The 15090-nt window shown below is 73.5% G+C and carries 16 protein-coding genes, 1 other RNA gene and 1 pseudogene; 8 read left to right on the top strand and 10 right to left on the bottom strand.

Features of this window, described 5'->3' with window-relative positions; genetic code table 11:
* Window positions 1-1086: a FecCD family ABC transporter permease gene (locus tag ACQUQD_RS28700; protein WP_428955034.1), complete on the top strand. Its 1086-nt coding sequence runs from the start codon at window positions 1-3 to the stop codon at window positions 1084-1086.
* Entirely contained in the window at window positions 1083-1925 is an 843-nt protein-coding gene (locus tag ACQUQD_RS28695) for a heme ABC transporter ATP-binding protein (RefSeq protein ID WP_428955033.1), read from the top strand. The genes ACQUQD_RS28700 and ACQUQD_RS28695 overlap by 4 nt, the downstream gene beginning before the upstream one ends.
* A 36-nt stretch (window positions 1926-1961) precedes the next feature.
* Here the strand turns inward: ACQUQD_RS28695 and rnpB are convergent.
* From rnpB to ACQUQD_RS28680, 3 genes are all read right to left on the bottom strand, one after another.
* Window positions 1962-2359, bottom strand: an RNA gene (gene rnpB / locus ACQUQD_RS28690) — RNase P RNA component class A.
* A gap of 30 nt (window positions 2360-2389) precedes the next feature.
* Complete coding sequence (locus tag ACQUQD_RS28685) at window positions 2390-2929, bottom strand: TetR/AcrR family transcriptional regulator (RefSeq protein WP_428955032.1); 540 nt, start codon at window positions 2927-2929, stop codon at window positions 2390-2392.
* Entirely contained in the window at window positions 2922-3335 is a 414-nt protein-coding gene (locus ACQUQD_RS28680; RefSeq protein ID WP_428955031.1) for a DUF4260 family protein, read from the bottom strand. Before ACQUQD_RS28680 ends, ACQUQD_RS28685 begins: the two co-directional genes overlap by 8 nt.
* A gap of 135 nt (window positions 3336-3470) precedes the next feature.
* Here ACQUQD_RS28680 and ACQUQD_RS28675 point away from each other — a divergent pair, with 135 nt between their 5' ends.
* Complete coding sequence (locus ACQUQD_RS28675; protein ID WP_428955030.1) at window positions 3471-4229, top strand: MerR family transcriptional regulator; 759 nt, start codon at window positions 3471-3473, stop codon at window positions 4227-4229.
* Window positions 4229-4924 (top strand): hypothetical protein, encoded by a 696-nt coding sequence (locus ACQUQD_RS28670; RefSeq protein WP_428955029.1) that lies wholly within the window; start codon window positions 4229-4231, stop codon window positions 4922-4924. The genes ACQUQD_RS28675 and ACQUQD_RS28670 overlap by 1 nt, the downstream gene beginning before the upstream one ends.
* Here the strand turns inward: ACQUQD_RS28670 and ACQUQD_RS28665 are convergent.
* Window positions 4875-6320, bottom strand: a complete 1446-nt coding sequence (locus ACQUQD_RS28665) for an RNB domain-containing ribonuclease (protein ID WP_428955028.1) — start codon at window positions 6318-6320, stop codon at window positions 4875-4877. The two genes, ACQUQD_RS28670 and ACQUQD_RS28665, sit on opposite strands and share 50 nt — an antisense overlap.
* Before the next feature lie 113 nt (window positions 6321-6433).
* Here ACQUQD_RS28665 and yaaA point away from each other — a divergent pair, with 113 nt between their 5' ends.
* Together yaaA and eda are read left to right on the top strand one after the other, a co-directional pair.
* On the top strand, window positions 6434-7216 hold the full coding sequence (yaaA, locus tag ACQUQD_RS28660) for a peroxide stress protein YaaA (protein ID WP_428955027.1): 783 nt from the start codon (window positions 6434-6436) through the stop codon (window positions 7214-7216).
* Between the two features lie 74 nt (window positions 7217-7290).
* Window positions 7291-7923: a bifunctional 4-hydroxy-2-oxoglutarate aldolase/2-dehydro-3-deoxy-phosphogluconate aldolase gene (gene eda, locus ACQUQD_RS28655; RefSeq protein ID WP_428955026.1), complete on the top strand. Its 633-nt coding sequence runs from the start codon at window positions 7291-7293 to the stop codon at window positions 7921-7923.
* Here the strand turns inward: eda and ACQUQD_RS28650 are convergent.
* The 4 genes and pseudogenes from ACQUQD_RS28650 to ACQUQD_RS28635 all read right to left on the bottom strand — a co-directional run.
* Window positions 7898-8539: pseudogene (locus tag ACQUQD_RS28650) on the bottom strand (histidine phosphatase family protein); the annotation flags it as partial. The gene eda and the pseudogene ACQUQD_RS28650 overlap by 26 nt on opposite strands.
* 14 nt (window positions 8540-8553) lie before the next feature.
* Complete coding sequence (locus ACQUQD_RS28645) at window positions 8554-9297, bottom strand: zinc ribbon domain-containing protein (protein ID WP_428957678.1); 744 nt, start codon at window positions 9295-9297, stop codon at window positions 8554-8556.
* Window positions 9294-10163 (bottom strand): Nif3-like dinuclear metal center hexameric protein, encoded by an 870-nt coding sequence (locus ACQUQD_RS28640; RefSeq protein WP_428955025.1) that lies wholly within the window; start codon window positions 10161-10163, stop codon window positions 9294-9296. The genes ACQUQD_RS28645 and ACQUQD_RS28640 overlap by 4 nt, the downstream gene beginning before the upstream one ends.
* A 43-nt stretch (window positions 10164-10206) precedes the next feature.
* Window positions 10207-11268 carry an ABC transporter substrate-binding protein gene (locus tag ACQUQD_RS28635; protein ID WP_428955024.1) on the bottom strand — a complete coding sequence of 354 codons (1062 nt, stop codon included), beginning with the start codon at window positions 11266-11268 and terminating at the stop codon, window positions 10207-10209.
* Between the two features lie 275 nt (window positions 11269-11543).
* Between ACQUQD_RS28635 and ACQUQD_RS28630 the strand changes: the two genes are divergently transcribed.
* Together ACQUQD_RS28630 and ACQUQD_RS28625 are read left to right on the top strand one after the other, a co-directional pair.
* Window positions 11544-12689, top strand: a complete 1146-nt coding sequence (locus ACQUQD_RS28630; protein WP_428955023.1) for a hypothetical protein — start codon at window positions 11544-11546, stop codon at window positions 12687-12689.
* A gap of 56 nt (window positions 12690-12745) precedes the next feature.
* Entirely contained in the window at window positions 12746-12913 is a 168-nt protein-coding gene (locus tag ACQUQD_RS28625; protein WP_428955022.1) for a hypothetical protein, read from the top strand.
* Window positions 12914-12975: 62 nt separating this feature from the next.
* On the opposite strand, the gene ACQUQD_RS28620 is transcribed toward ACQUQD_RS28625, so the two are convergent.
* Both ACQUQD_RS28620 and ACQUQD_RS28615 read right to left on the bottom strand, forming a co-directional pair.
* Window positions 12976-13914 carry a 3-oxoacyl-ACP reductase gene (locus tag ACQUQD_RS28620; protein ID WP_428955021.1) on the bottom strand — a complete coding sequence of 313 codons (939 nt, stop codon included), beginning with the start codon at window positions 13912-13914 and terminating at the stop codon, window positions 12976-12978.
* Window positions 13915-13995: 81 nt separating this feature from the next.
* Window positions 13996-15072: a Zn-dependent alcohol dehydrogenase gene (locus ACQUQD_RS28615; RefSeq protein ID WP_428955020.1), complete on the bottom strand. Its 1077-nt coding sequence runs from the start codon at window positions 15070-15072 to the stop codon at window positions 13996-13998.
* Between the last annotated feature and the right edge of the window lie 18 nt (window positions 15073-15090).

Raw genomic sequence — 15090 nt, 5'->3', positions numbered from 1 at the left:
ATGACGACGACGGCGACCCCGCCCACGACCTCCCCCTCGAAGGCCCCCGCGCGTCAACCCCGCAGCAAGGCATGGCTGTTGACGGTCGTCCTGGCCGCGGCGCTGGTCGTCCTGGCGCTGCTCTCGGCGGGCATCGGCGCGTACGACATCCCGGCGACGGACGTCCTCTCCTCGGTCCAGCACCGGATGGGCCTGGGCGGCTCCGCCCTGGACCGGGTCGGCGAATCGGTCCTGTGGAACGTCCGCCTGCCCCGCATCGTCCTCGCCCTCCTCGTCGGCGCCTCGCTCGGCTGCGCGGGCGCGCTGATGCAGGGCGTGTTCGGCAACCCGCTCGCCGAGCCGGGCGTCATCGGCATCTCGTCGGGCGCGGCGGTCGGCGCGGTCGCCTGCATCGCGCTCGGCCTCAACTTCTTCGGCACGTGGACGATCACGGTCTGCGCGTTCGTGTCGGGCCTGGCGACGGTCCTCATCGTGTACGTGATGTCGCGCTCGGGCGGCCGCACGGAGGTCGTCACGCTCATCCTCACCGGCATCGCGGTGAACGCCTTCGCGGGCGCCCTGATCGGCCTGTTCCTCTCCTACGCCGACACGGCCGCGGTCAACCAGATCACGTTCTGGCAGCTCGGTTCACTGGCGCAGGCGACGTGGCCGAAGGTGCTGGCGGTCCTCCCCTGCGCGGCGATCGGTCTGCTCGTCGCGCCCTTCTACTCCCGCAAGCTGGACCTCCTCTCCCTCGGCGAACGCCCGGCCCGCCACCTGGGCGTGGACGTGGAGAGGCTGAGGATCACCCTGATCCTGGTCATCGCGCTCCTCACGGCGGCGGCGGTGGCGGTCTCCGGAGTGATCGGCTTCGTGGGCCTCGTCGTCCCGCACCTGCTGCGGATGCTCGCGGGCCCGGGTCATCGCTTCCTCGTCCCCGGCAGCGCGCTCGGCGGGGCGGTCGTGCTGGTCGCGGCGGATCTCGCGGCGCGCACCGTGGCCGTCCCCGCCGAACTCCCCATCGGTGTCCTCACCGCCCTGACCGGCAGCCCGTTCTTCTTCTGGCTGCTGCGCCGCACCCGCCGCAAGCAAGGAGGCTGGGCATGATCCCGTACTGGACGACGCTGCTGCGGGGATCCCGCGCCCGCGCCCTGCCGCCGCGCCTCGCCCCCGGTGACACGGTGGCCGAGGCCCGCGCCCTGCATCTGGACCTGGGCGCCCGCGAGGTCCTGTCCGGTGTCGACCTGACGGTCCGGGCGGGCGAGGTCCTGGCGCTGGTGGGCCCCAACGGCGCAGGGAAATCGACCCTGCTGGCGGCGCTGGCCGCGGACCTCGCCCCGGCCCGCGGCGACCTCCTCATCGGCGACCGCCCGGCCGCGTCCTGGCCCGCGCCCGAACTGGCGCTGCGCCGGGCCCTGTTGCCGCAGTCGGCGACCCTGTCGTTCCCGTTCACGGTGGACGAGGTGGTCCGCATGGGCCGGGCGCCCTGGTCGGGCACACCGTACGAGGACCAGGACGACAGGACGGTCGCGGCGGCCCTGCGCGCCACGGAGACGGAGGACTTCGCGGCCCGGCCCTTCTCGGCGCTCTCGGGCGGCGAACGCGCCCGGGTGGCGCTGGCCCGCGTCCTGGCCCAGTCGACCCAGCTGCTGCTCCTCGACGAGCCGACGGCGGCCCTGGACCTGCGCCACCAGGAACTGGTCCTGCGGGTCTGCCGCGAACGCGCCGCGGCCGGCGACGCGGTCGTCGTCGTCCTCCACGACCTGGGCCTGGCCGCGGCCCACGCGGACCGCACGGCGATCCTGCACGCGGGCCGCATCACGGCGGCCGGTCCCCCGGCCGAGGTCTTCGACGGGCCGCTCCTCAGCGAGGTCTACCAGCACCCGGTCGAGGTACTGCCGCACCCGGGATCGGGGGCGCCGCTGGTGATCCCGGTGCGGTCGTAGGGGTTCGGGCCGCCGGCCCGTGGAAGAGGGAGGCGGCAGACGAGTCGGGCTGTACGCCGGGTTCTGTTCCCCGGTTGCCTCGCGGCGGCCGGGGCGACGGCCATCCATCTAGGGCCGGCGTTGCCGCCGGCCTCGTGCGGTCTACCCGCGGACTCGGGCGGGCAGCCCTCGAACGTCCGCGCAGAGCCGCCGAGGCGGCTCCTCTTGACCTTGCTCCAGGTGGGGTTTACCTAGCCGCCTGAGTCACCTCAGGCGCTGGTGGTCTCTTACACCACCGTTTCACCCTTACCCGGCGCCGAAGCACCGGGCGGTCTGTTTTCTGTGGCACTGTCCCGCGGGTCACCCCGGGTGGCCGTTAGCCACCACCTTGCCCTGTGGAGCCCGGACGTTCCTCGGGGAGACCGAGGTCTCCACGCGGCCGCCCGCCCGGCTCGTCTGCCGTGCCGGACATCTTACCCGGGCGATCACGGGCGCAGTGCCGTCAGGCCCGTGCGCCAGGCCCGCTCCAGGTCCGCCCCGTCCGGGAACCGGCCGTGGATCTCCAGGATCACCATGCCGTGCGCGAAGGCCCAGACCGCACGGGCCAGATCCTCGTCACCGCCGCACACCCGCATCAGCGGCATCGCGGCCTGCTCCTCAAGCCCCTCGGGCAGGGCGTGGCGGGGCAGCGGGCGTTCGGTGGCGAGGCAGTAGAGGTGGGGGTGGGCGAGGGCCCAGGCGCGGTAGGCGTCCGCGAGGGCCGCGAGGGGGTCCGGCGCCGTGCGCTCCGCCTCCTCGCAGGCCTCGGCCGATTCCGTCAGCATCTGCGCGACGAGCTCGGCCTCGACGGCCTGTTTGTCGGGGAAGTGCTTGTAGAGCGAGGGGGCCTTGATGCCGAGGCGGTCGGCGAGCGCCCGCATCGTGAGGGCGTCGGGCCCGGACTGCTCCAGGAGCGTCCGGGCCTCGGCCGCGATCTCGGTGGCGCGGGGCGTGAGCCGCCGCGGTTCGGTGGCGGCCTCAGGCACGCTGGAAGCCCTCCTTGGTCCGCAGTCCGTAGCCGAAGGCGCGATCGTACGAGATGTGGGCCAGCCAGCCGCACAGGGCCGCGAAGGCCGGGGCCCATGGGACGAGGAGCACCGTGTACGCGACGAGCAGGGCCAGCGGGATCAGGGCCCGGTGGGCAGCGTTGTAGAAGGGCACCGCGCGGGGCGGGAGCTGGCCCTTGCTCATGCGGGGCGCGTCGCTCATGCCGACCAGGAACGTGAAGTCGGGCGCGATGAAGAAGACGAACGCCAGGGTTCCGGCGAGCCAGCCGTGGTGGACGCCCTCCAGGACCGCGAAGGCCGACCAGAACAGCGCGTTCAGGAGCCACGCGGTGCGGCGGACGACGGCGAGCGGCTTGACGGTCGTGGTGGGTGCGGTGGCGCTCATGGAGACCTCCGGAGTCTGCGGCTAACGGCGTTAGCCGCATCATGGGAAGACCGTACGGCTAACATCGTTAGCCGTCAAGGGCGCGGAGCGCGGCGCGCTTGACCTTGTCGTAGCGTCAACGTTTCTACTGAGGTCATGAGGATCGGAGAGCTGGCCGGGATGGTCGGCGTCACCACGCGGGCCATCAGGCACTATCACCACCTCGGACTGCTCCCGGAGCCCGGGCGGCGGGGCAACGGGTACCGCGAGTACGGGCTGCGGCACGCGGTCGAGCTGGCCCGCATCCGGCGGCTGACCGAGCTGGGGCTCGGGCTGCCCGAGGTGCGGGACGTGCTGGCCGACGACGCCGGGCGCGAGCTCGTCGAGGTGCTCGCCGAGCTGGACGCCGATCTGGCCCGGCAGGAGGCCGCGATCCACGAGCGGCGGGCGCGGCTGCGAACGCTGCTGGCGCAGGCCGAGCGGGGGGAACTGCCCGCGGACGGGCCGCTCTCGCCCGAACTGGCCTCCTTCCTCGGCGCGTTGGGGGCGGTCGACGACACGTCCCCGATGGCCGTGAAGGACCGCGAGGTGCTCACTCTCATCGACACGGCCGCGCCGCCGGAGGAGCGCGGGCCGCTGATGGACTCGCTGCTGGCCGCGTTCACGGAACCGGGCACCCTGGAGGCGGCGCGGGACGTGTACGCGCGCCTCGACGCCCTGGCCGACGCGGCGCCGGACGATCCGCGGGTGGCCGGGACGGCGCGGGCGATCCTCGCCTGCCTGCCGGCGGACCTGCCCGTCGCCGAGGCCTCGGAGCAGCGGGTCTTCCTCGACGCCTTCCTCGACGACTTCTCCCCCGCCCAGGCGGCGGCCGTCCGGCTCGTGATGCGCCTGGCGACCGAGGGCGGTGCGTGATGAGGAGACTCGTCGAGGCGGTCCTGTTCGCCGTGCTGTACCGGCGGGGCGGCCGGGACGCCGTCAGGTCCGTCCTCCCGGCGGCCGCGCGCCGGCTCGTCGGGCACGAGCTGCGGGTGCTGGCGAGTTTCGGGCTGTGGCTGACCGGGCGCCGCAGCGGCGTCCCGGCGGGGGCGAGCTCGTTCGCGTACGCCCGCGGGCAGGCCACGATGATGTACGCCTTCGCGTTCGTCGGCGTCGTGGAGAGCGTCGGGATGTCGGTGCTGCTGCGCGACTGGCCGACGCTGCACCGCATCGTGCTCGCCCTCGACGTCTACACCGTGGTGATGGTGCTCGGCCTGCACGCGGCGGCGGTGACGCGGCCGCACGTCGTCACCGCCGACGCGCTGCGGGTGCGCCGGGGCGCGCACGTGGACCTGCGGATACCGCTGGAGCGGATCGCGGCGGTGCGCCGCGAGAACCGGTACACGCACACCCCGGCCGAGGGCGAGCTGAACCTGGACGTCGCCTCGCAGACCAGCGTCACCGTGGAACTCACCGAACCCGTACGGCACTTCACGTTCCTCGGGCGTCCGAAGGACGTGCGCCTGGTGCGGCTGCACGCCGAGGAGCCGGACCTGCTGGCGGGCGCCCTGCGGGCGGCGCTCACGCGGGAGCGAACAGCACCTTCGCCTGCCCCGGGTCGGCCTGCGTGAGCCGCACCCGCAGCCGCTCCCCCAGGGGCAGCGCGGCGGTGCCGCCCTCGATCCGGGCGACGACGGCCGGTTCGGGCAACTGGACGGTGCCGACGGCCCGTTCCTTCTCCTTCACGTCCACCACGTACGCGTCGAAGAGTTCGCCGACCCGGTGCTGCAGCAGCGCCGCCTCGACGATGTCGACGCACTCGCGCTCCACGGTGTTGGCCCGCCGGGTGCCCTCGGCCATCTCCTTGGGGAGGTCGGCCAGCGCCTCGACCGCCCACTGCGGGGCGTCGCGCTCGGCGCACGCGGCCAGGCACAGCTCGGACGCGTAGCGGTCGACGAGGCGGCGCAGCGGGGCGGTGCAGTGCGCGTAGGGCGCGGCGACCGCGGCGTGCGTGGTGAGCTCCGGGACCTCGCCGCCGCTGAACGCCGTGTATCCGGCGCCGCGCAGCAGGGTCGTGCACTCCTGGAGGAACGCCGCCTGGTGCGGGACGCGCGGGTCGAGGGAGCGGACGAGTTCGGAGTACGGGACGTGGTGCGGCCAGTCGATGTGCAGTGCCTTCGCGGTGCGGCGCAGGCGGCCGACGGCGCCGTCGGGGGCGGCGGGCAGGGTGCGCAGGATGCCGGTGCCGGCGGCGAGCATCAGGTCGGCGGCGGCCATGCCGGTGAGGAGGGAGATCTGCGCGTTCCAGGAGTCGGCGGGCAGCGGGGCGCGGTAGGCGAGTTCGTACGCGCTGTCGCTCGCGACGATCTCCTGCTCGGGGACGTCGAGGGAGATGCCGCCGCGCTCGGCCTCCAGGGCCTCGCGCAGCCGCCCGATGTCCTTGAGCAGCGCGACGGGTTCCTCGGCGCTGCCGTCGTCGATGGCCTTCTGCACGCCTTCGTAGTCGAGTTTGGCGCGGCTGCGCACCAGGGCGCGTACGACGTCGGTGGTCTCGGCGCGCCCGTCCGCGTCGAGGTCGATCGTCCACAGGACGGCCGGGCAGGTCTGGTCGGGCAGCAGGCTCGCCGCGCCCTCGCTGAGGACGGTCGGGTGCAGCGGGACCCGCTCGTCCGGGAAGTAGAGGGTGGTGACCCGGCGGTGGGCCTCCGCGTCGAGCGCGCCGCCGGGCGTGACGAACGCGGCGACGTCGGCGATCGCGTACCGCACGCGGTAGCCGCCGCCGGGGCGGCGGGACAGGTGCATGGCCTGGTCGAGATCGGTGGAGGTGGGCGGGTCGATCGTGAAGAGCGGGATCGCCGTCTCGTCCCGCTGCGGCAGCCGGGGCGGCGCGGCGGCGGCCCGCTGGGCCTCGGCGAGCACCTCGGCCGGGAACTCCTCGGGCACGTCCAGCTTCGTACGCAGGTCGCGCAGCACGGCGCCGAGCGGCGCCTGTGCTGCGCCGGTCACGCGGAGGTGGCGGCGGGGCATGCACCGAGCGTAGGCCGGGCGGGGCGCGGCGGCACGGCGGAGCGTCGGGGGCCGTCCGCCGACTACCCTGACGCGGGGCCGCACCCCTCCCCGCCGCACCGAAGGAGAAGCACGTGCTCGTCTTGCTGCCGCCGTCCGAAGGAAAGGCCGCCTCCGGGCGGGGCACCCCGCTGAAGCCCGAGTCGCTCTCGCTGCCGGGGCTCGCCGGGGCGCGGGCGGCGGTCCTGGACGAGCTGGTCGAGCTGTGCGCCGCCGACGAGGAGAAGGCGCGCGAGGTGCTCGGCCTGAGCGAGGGGCTGCGGGGGGAGATCGCGAAGAACACCGAGCTGCGGACGGCGGGCGCGCGGCCGGCCGGGGAGATCTACACCGGTGTCCTCTACGACGCCCTGGACCTGACCTCGCTCGACGCGGCGGCGAAGAAGCGGGCGGCGCGTTCGCTGCTGGTGTTCTCCGGGCTGTGGGGCGCGGTGCGCGTGACCGACCGCATCCCGTCGTACCGCTGCTCGATGGGCGTGAAGCTGCCCGGGCTCGGGGCGCTCGGGGCGTACTGGCGGGCGCCGATGGCCGAGGTGCTGCCGGAGACGGCCGGGAGCGGCATGGTCCTCGACCTGCGGTCGGCGGCGTACGCGACCGCGTGGAAGCCGAAGGGCGAGCTCGCGGGGCGGACGGCGACGGTGCGGGTGCTGCACGCGCCGACCCGCAAGGTCGTCAGCCACTTCAACAAGGCGACGAAGGGCCGCATCGTGCGCTCGCTGCTGACCTCGGGGAGCACGCCCGCGTCCCCGGCGGAGCTGGTCGACGCGCTGCGGGACCTGAAGTACGTGGTGGAGGTCGAGGAGCCCGCCAGGGGCGGGCGCGCGTGGAGTCTGGACGTGCTGGTGGACGAGGTCCACTGAGAAGCACCCGCCGTGCATTGCAGCATGCGCAACGACCTTTGCGCATGCTGCGTCTCGCGGGGCAGGATGTCCTCATGACCTCCTCTGTGCTCGATCTCGCGCCCGTCGTTCCCGTCGTCGTCGTGGAGGACGTCGCCGACGCGGTGCCGCTCGCGCGGGCGCTGGTCGCGGGCGGGCTGCCCGCGATCGAGGTGACCCTGCGCACCTCCGCCGCGCTCGACGCGATCCGCGCGATCGCCGCCGAGGTGCCGGACGCGGTCGTCGGCGCGGGCACCGTGATCTCTCCGGCCAACGTCGCCGACTCGGTGGCCGCCGGGGCGCGGTTCCTGGTCAGCCCCGGCTGGACGGACGCGCTGCTCGACGCGATGAAGGGGTCGGGGGTGCCGTTCCTGCCGGGCGTCTCGACGACGTCGGAGGTCGTGGCGCTGATCGAGCGCGGCGTGCGCGAGATGAAGTTCTTCCCGGCCGAGGCCGCGGGCGGCGCCGCCTATCTGAAGGCGCTCGCCGGACCGCTGCCGCAGGCCCGGTTCTGCCCGACCGGCGGCGTCTCGCCCGCGAACGCTCCCGCGTACCTGGCGCTGAAGAACGTCGGCTGCGTGGGCGGCAGTTGGATGCTGCCGGGCGACGCCATCGCCGCGAAGGACTGGGGCCGGGTGGAGTCGCTGGCCCGCGAGGCGAGCCTCATCGCAGGTGAGCGGTCCCGTTGAGGAAGCGCACGCTGGCGTTGCCGTCGGCGTAGTACGCGATCTCCGTCAGGGACGCCGCCGCCAGCTCCATGCGGAACAGGGCCTCGGGCGGGGCGCCGAGCGCGAGCCGGACGAGCGTCTTGATCGGCGTGACGTGGCTGACCAGGAGCACGGTGCGGCCCCGGTGTGCGGCGGTCAGCCGGTCGCGGGCCGCCGCGACCCGTTCGGCGACCGCGGCGAAGCTCTCGCCGCCGCCGGTCGGGGCGGCCTCGGGTGAGGCGAGCCAGGCGTTCATGTCGTCGGGGTGGCGCTCCCGGACTTCCTTGAACGTGAGGCCCTCCCAGGCCCCGAAGTCCGTCTCGCGCAGGCCCGCGTCGACCGTGACGCCGAGACCGAGCCGGCCGGCCACGGCCGCGGCGGTCTCCCGACAGCGCCGCAGCGGCGACGACACGACGGCCTCGACCGTGCCGCGGGCGGCGAGCGCGGCCGCCGCCCGCTCGGCCTGCCGGCGGCCCGCCTCGGACAGCTCCGGGTCGTGGCCCGCCCCGCTCCCGGAGAACCGCTTCTCCGGCGTGAGGGCGGTCTCCCCGTGGCGGAGCAGGACGAAGGCGGCGGGCGGACCGAGGTCCGGGCCCGCGCCGCCCTTCACGCTCAGAGACCCGACTCCGACGTACGGACCAGGATCCGACGGCAGTTCTCGCAGCGGACCACCGCGTCGGCGGCGGCCGCGCGGACCTCGTTGAGCTCCGTGATGTTGAGCTCCAGGCGGCAGCCCTCGCAGCGGCGCTGGAACAGCTTGGCCGCGCCGACGCCGCCCTCCTTCTCGCGCAGCTTGTCGTAGAGCTTCAGCAGGTCGGCCGGGATCGAGCCCGCCACGACCTCGCGCTCCTTCGCCACCGTCGCCGCCTCCTCGTCCAGCCGGCCGGACGCCTCGTCACGGCGGGCCGTCGCGTCGTCGGCCTTCGACTGGACGGAGGAGAGGCGCTCGGCGAGCTCGCCCACGCGCTCCTGCGCCGACTCGCGGCGCTCCATGACCTCCAGGACGACGTCCTCCAGGTCGCCCTGGCGCTTGGCCAGCGAGGCGATCTCGCGCTGGAGGTTCTCCAGGTCCTTCGGGGAGGTGACCGCGCCGGAGTCCAGGCGCTGCTGGTCGCGGGAGGCGCGCTGGCGGACCTGGTCGACGTCCTGCTCGGCCTTGGTCTGCTCGCGGGAGCAGTCGCTCTCCTCCGTCGTCGCGGCGACGTGCAGGTCGCGCAGCTGCGCGAGGTCCTTGTTCAGCGACTCGATCTCGGCGTGCTCGGGCAGCGACTTCTTCTTGTGCGCGAGCTGCTGGAGGCGGACGTCGAGGTCCTGGACGTCCAGGAGGCGGATCTGGTCGGCGGGCGCGGCGTTCAGTTGGGGGCTCCAAAAGTAGAGAGGGGTTCGTGGTTGGACGCCGCGTGGGCGGTCCAGGGGTCGGTGACCGTCTTCGAGACGTGGACGCGCAGGTCCCATCCGTTGCGGTCGGAGATCTCGTCGAGCTGGGCTGCGGCCAGCTCGCACCAGGGCCACTCGGTGGCCCAGTGCGCCGCGTCGAGCAGCGCGAGAGGCTGTGCGGAAAGGGTCTCGCGGGCCTCGCTCACCGGGTGGTGGCGCAGGTCCGCGGTGAGGAAGGCGTCGACGCCCGCCGCGCGTACGTCGTCGAAGAGGCTGTCGCCGCTGCCGCCGGACACCGCGAGCGTACGGATCGTCGCGTCCGGGTCGCCCGCGACGCGGATGCCCTGCGCGGTGGCGGGCAGCCGGTCGGCGGCGCGGCCCGCGAGCTCGCGCAGGGTGACGGGGTGGTCGAGGGCGCAGACACGGCCGAGACCGCGGCGGCCGGACGGGTCGGTGGGGTCCGGGACCAGGGGGCGGACGACGCGGACGTCCAGGGCTCCGGCGAGCGCGTCGCTGACCCCGGGGTCGGCCTTGTCGGCGTTCGTGTGCGCGACGTGCAGCGCGATGTCGTTCTTGATGAGGGTGTGGACGACCCGGCCCTTGAAGGTGTCCGCCGCGACCGTCGTCGTCCCGCGCAGATAGAGCGGGTGGTGCGTGATCAGCAGGTCCGCGCCGAGCTTCACGGCCTCGTCGGCGATCTCCTGGACCGGGTCGACGGCGAACAGGACCCGGCCGACCTCGGCGTCCGGGTCCCCGGCGACCGTGCCGACCGCGTCCCATCCCTCGGCGAGGGCCGGGGGCCAGAGGGCGTCGAGCGCGGCGGTTACTTCAGACAGACGGGGCACGCAGACAGGTTACCTGCGCCGCGTGCCCCTTCCCCAAGCCCGGCTACTTCACCAGATGGGCGCGGAGGTCCTTGAGGACCTCGTCGGCGGCGGTGACGCCGAGGCCGAGGTACCAGGTCTCGTCCGGGACGTCCTTGGCCTGCCCGTTCTTCACGGCGCCCAGCTTCTTCCAGAGCGGGTTGTCCTCGGCGCTCGCGCGCTGGGTCTTCTTCGCGTCGCCGTAGACGCCGGTGAAGATCCAGTCGGCGTCCGCGGAGTCGATCTTCTCCGGGCTGATCTCCGTCGCCAGGTCGTCGATCCGCTGGTTCTTCGGGCGCGGGATGCCGGCGTCGTCGAGGATCGTGCCGATGAAGGAGGCCTTGGCGTAGAGGCGGATGCGGTCCGGCATGTAGCGGAGCATGGTCACGGTCGGGGCCGTGCCGCCGTTCGCCTTCTTCACGTCGGCGCCGAGCCGCTTCACGTTCTTCTCGTACGTGGCGAGGTTCGCCTTGGCCTCGGCCGTCCTGTCGAGGGCGGACGCGTTGAGGAGGTAGTTCTCCTTCCACGTGAAGCCCGGACGGATGGAGAAGACGGTGGGGGCGATCTTGGAGAGCTGCGGGTAGAGCTTGGCGGCGCGCAGCTCGCTGCCGAGGATCAGGTCGGGCTTGAGGTTCGCGATCGCCTCCAGGTTGAGGGAGTTGATCGTGCCGACGTTCTTCGGGTTACCCGCTTCCTTCTTCAGGTAGGAGGGGATGCCGTCGTCGCCCTCGGTGGGGGCGTAGCCGACGGGCTCGACGCCGAGGGAGGCGACGTTGTCGAGCTCGCCGACGTCCAGGACGACGACCCGGGTCGGCTTCTTCGGCAGCTCGGTCCTGCCCATGGCGTGCGTGACGGTGCGCGGGAACTGGCCGGTCTTCGCCGTCGTGCCCATCTTCGCCGTCTGCTCGGCGGCCTTCGAGAAGCCGTCGCCGCCCTGGGCGACGGCCTTGGAGCCGGCGCCGTTGTCGCTCTTGGCCGAGGCGTCGTCACCCGAGCCGGAACCGCAGGCGGTGAGGGCGAGCGCGGCGGCCGTCGTGACGGCGGCGGCCGCGATCCGGGTGCGGGGACGCAGGGATATCGGGGACATCGGCTTGCTCCAGCTCTGGGTGCACAGGCAGTGCACAGGTATGAGTTAGGTAAACCTAACACCAGCCTCTCCGGGGCCCGGCGCCGGTCCGTGAGCACACCAAGCACTTGCCTCACAGCCGATTGAGGACATGGCCACCCTTTGGTGTGAAGAGGTGAGCCGTGCGTGCCACGGAGGTACGTACGAAAACTAGCTTCGGCTGCGAAGACGAACGGACGGGCCAGCGAGACAGCGAGACAGCGAGAAGTCGGGACGACCGGAGGCGACAGATCCCCATGACGGCCTTGGCCATCGAGCCCGCGACGGAGGCACGACCGGAGCCGCCGCGGACCGGATGCGTGATCACGGCGGACGCGTCGTACGCGGCGCGGCTCGCGCACGACGGGGCGAGCCCCGGGTCGTGGTTCCCCGAGCGCTGGACCCTGGACGGTCCGGAGCCGTACGCGGTGCCACTGCCCGGGCCTCAGCCCGAGGAGCCCGGCACCGCCGTCCTGCCGCTGACCGACGGCCGGGTGCTCATCCGGCGCGAGGCCGACGGCCGCCATCTGTTCTCGCTGCTGTACCCGACCGGACCCGGCACCGGCGAGGTGCCGCTGGGGGCCGTGGAGTGCGCGGAGCTGACGCTGCTGCCGCCGGCGCCGGACGGCCGGTCCGCGTACGCGCTGGGCGTGCGCGAGGAGACGACCGACGTGTGGCTGGTGGCGGGCGGCGCGTTCGGGCCCGAGCACGTGGCCGAGGTGAAGGGGCGCTGCTCGGGCGGCGTGTGGCTGGACCGCGCGGGGCGGCTGCTGGCGCTCGACCGGGAGCCGCCGGGGGGCGGGCCCGTGAAGACGGTGGCGGTGGACCTGGACCGGGGCGGCGAGATCTCCCCGCTGCTGCAGATCACCGAGGAGAGCGAGGACCGGCTGCTGCTCGCCGATCCGGACAGCGGGCTGATCCTGGTCCGCTCGGACGCCGCGGAGCCGGGCCGGCCGCGGCTCGGCTGGGGCGTGCTGGGCGGGACGCTGCCGATCCGCTTCCCGCGGGCGCTGCGGCTCGCGGACTGTGCGGTGACCCCGTTCGCCGTGCAGCCGGGGCAGACGCTGATGCCGGAGAGCTGCGCGGTGGCGCTGCGGATCGAGAGCGCGGCCGGCCCGCACGACGGCGCGCCGTGGCTCGGGATGTGGCGGCCGGCCGAGGGCAAGCTGCATCAACTCGCGGCGCCGCAAGGTTGGTTGGCGGGATGTGGTTTCTGGTCGCGGGACGGGGTACTGGCACTTCCGTACGTCACCGAGGACGTGCCGTGCGGACTGGCCCGGGTGTCCGCGCCCGAGCCCGAGGAACAGCAGACGGCCGCGGCTGCCGAACAGCCCGCGCCTGTCGCGCCGCGGCCGGTGCCGTTGGCGCAGGCACCTCTCGGCGGGCGGAAGGCGGGTGGTTAGACTCGCCCGGCGGTAAGTGAACGGAACTTGTAGGGGTTTACGGGGTGAGTTTTCCGATGACGGGAAGCAACGGTACGCACACGGAGACAGACACCGCGGAGCGGCTCGAGGCCGCCGCGGACGGATCGGGCCGGCACCGCGGTGCGGTCGCCGGATCCGCGGCGCAGGGCGACCAGCCCGAGCCGCGCGGGCGGCACCGGGGGCCTCGCGCCGACGAGGCCTAGGGTCACCCGGCACGACGAAGGGCCCGGCATGATGCCGGGCCCTTCGTCGTGCCGGGTGCGGCTCAGCCGTGCTTGAGGCCGAGCACCTCCGCGGCGGCGAACGTCTCGTTCGCGGGGCGGTCCTGGTAGTGCGGGGTGAGCAGGGCGTCGAGTTCGTCGTACGTGAACGCGTCCTTGGCGGTGTCGAACTTCGCCTGCACCCTGGGCCGTTCCACGACGGCGACCATGCCGCCGTGCACGACGAGGAGCTGGCCGTTGATGTGCGCGGCGGCCGGTGCGGCGAGGTAGCCGACGAGCGGGGCGACGTGTTCGGGTGCGAGCGGGTCGAGGCCCTCGTCGGGCTCGGCGAACCCGGCGAACACGTCCTCGGTCATCCGGGTGCGGGCCCGGGGGCAGATGACGTTGGCGGTGACGCCGTACTTGGCCAGGGCCAGCGCCGTGGACGTGGTCAGTCCGACGATGCCGCCCTTCGCGGCCGCGTAGTTGGGCTGGCCGGCCGAGCCCGCGAGGAACGCCTCGGAGGACGTGTTGACGATGCGGCCGTAGACCGGGCCGCCGGACTCCTTGGAGCGGGCCCGCCAGTGCCGGGCGGCGAAGTGCGTGGTGTTGTAGTGGCCCTTGAGGTGGACGCGGATGACCGAGTCCCATTCGTCCTCGGTCATCGAGAAGATCATGCGGTCGCGCAGGATCCCCGCGTTGTTCACGAGGATGTCGAGTCCGCCGTAGGTGTCCACGGCCAACTGGACGAGTTCTTCGGCCTGTTGGTGGTCGGCCACGTCCCCGGTGTGCGGGGTGGCGGTGCCGCCCGCCGCGCGGATCTCCTGGGCGACCTGTTCGGCGGGGGTGGCATCGGCCCCGCCCGAGCCGTCCCGGCCGGGCTGGCCGAAGTCGTTGACGACCACGTTGGCGCCGAGGCGCGCCAGTTCGAGAGCCTCGGCGCGGCCGAGCCCCCGTCCGGCGCCCGTGACCATTGCCGTGCGGCCCTTGAGCGGCGTTGACATGGTGCGATTCCCTTCCGGTTCTGGCCTTGTCAAGACCCTGCGGCGATTGAGCAGCGGGGTCCCCGGCGCCGAGCAGCGCCGCTAGATCTCGATGCAGGTCCGCAGGGCGGAGCCCGTGCGCATCTGGTCCAGCGCCTCGTTGATCCCTGCCAGCGGCACCCGGTGCGTGATGAGGGACTCCAGGTCGATACGGCCCGCCCGCCACAGGGCGATGGCCCGCTCGTAGGACTCCAGGACGTCACCGCCCCCGTACATCGAGGGCAGGATGCGCTTCTCGTCGAAGAACAGCTCGAACATGTTGAGCTGGAGGAAGTCGTCCAGGGCGCCCGCTCCGACGACGACGAGCGTGCCGCCGCGCCGCGTGGTCTCGTACGCGGTCCTGGCCGTGGCCGACGTGCCGACGACCTCGAAGACGTAGTCGAAGCCCTCGCCCGCCGTGACGCGCTGCTTGGCGTCGGCCAGTGCGTCGGGGCCGACCGCTTCCGTGGCACCGAACGTCAGGGCCGCCTCGCGCCGCGACGCCACGGGGTCCACGGCGACGATCTGCGCCGCGCCCTTGAGCCGGGCGCCCTGGATCGCCGAGATGCCGACGCCGCCGCAGCCGATGACGGCGACCGACGCACCGGCTTTCACATCGGCCGTGTTGATGGCCGCGCCGAGCCCGGTGGTGACGCCGCAGCCGATGAGCGCGGCGATGTCGAAGGGGACGTCGTCGGGGATCGGGACCGCGCAGCCCGCGTCGACCACGACCTCCTCGGCGAAGGTGCCGGTGCCCGCGAAGCCGAAGACGTCACCGCCGGGGCGCTTGAAGTTGGGGGTGCCGGCGTTCACGAATCCGGCGAGGCAGAGCTGGGTCTGGCCGCGCTTGCAGGCGGGACAGGCCCCGCAGGCCGGGAGCCAGCAGACCACTACGCGCTGACCGACCGTCACATGTGCTACACCGTCGCCGACTTCGATGATCTCGCCGGCGCCCTCGTGGCCCGGGACGAACGGGGCGGGCTGCGGCAGCACACCGTTCATGGCGGAGACGTCGGAGTGGCACAGGCCGGTCGCCCGCACCCGGATCCGCACCTTGCCCGGGCCGAAGCCGACCGCCTCGACGTCGTCCAGTACCTCGAGTTTGTCCTGGCCTGTCTCGTGCAGTACGGCTGCGCGCATGGCGTGCGGCTCCTTCGC

Origin of the sequence: Streptomyces sp. cg35, assembly GCF_050410835.1 — a bacterium.
GTDB lineage: Bacteria > Actinomycetota > Actinomycetes > Streptomycetales > Streptomycetaceae > Streptomyces.
This window is presented reverse-complemented; position numbering and strand designations above follow the sequence as displayed.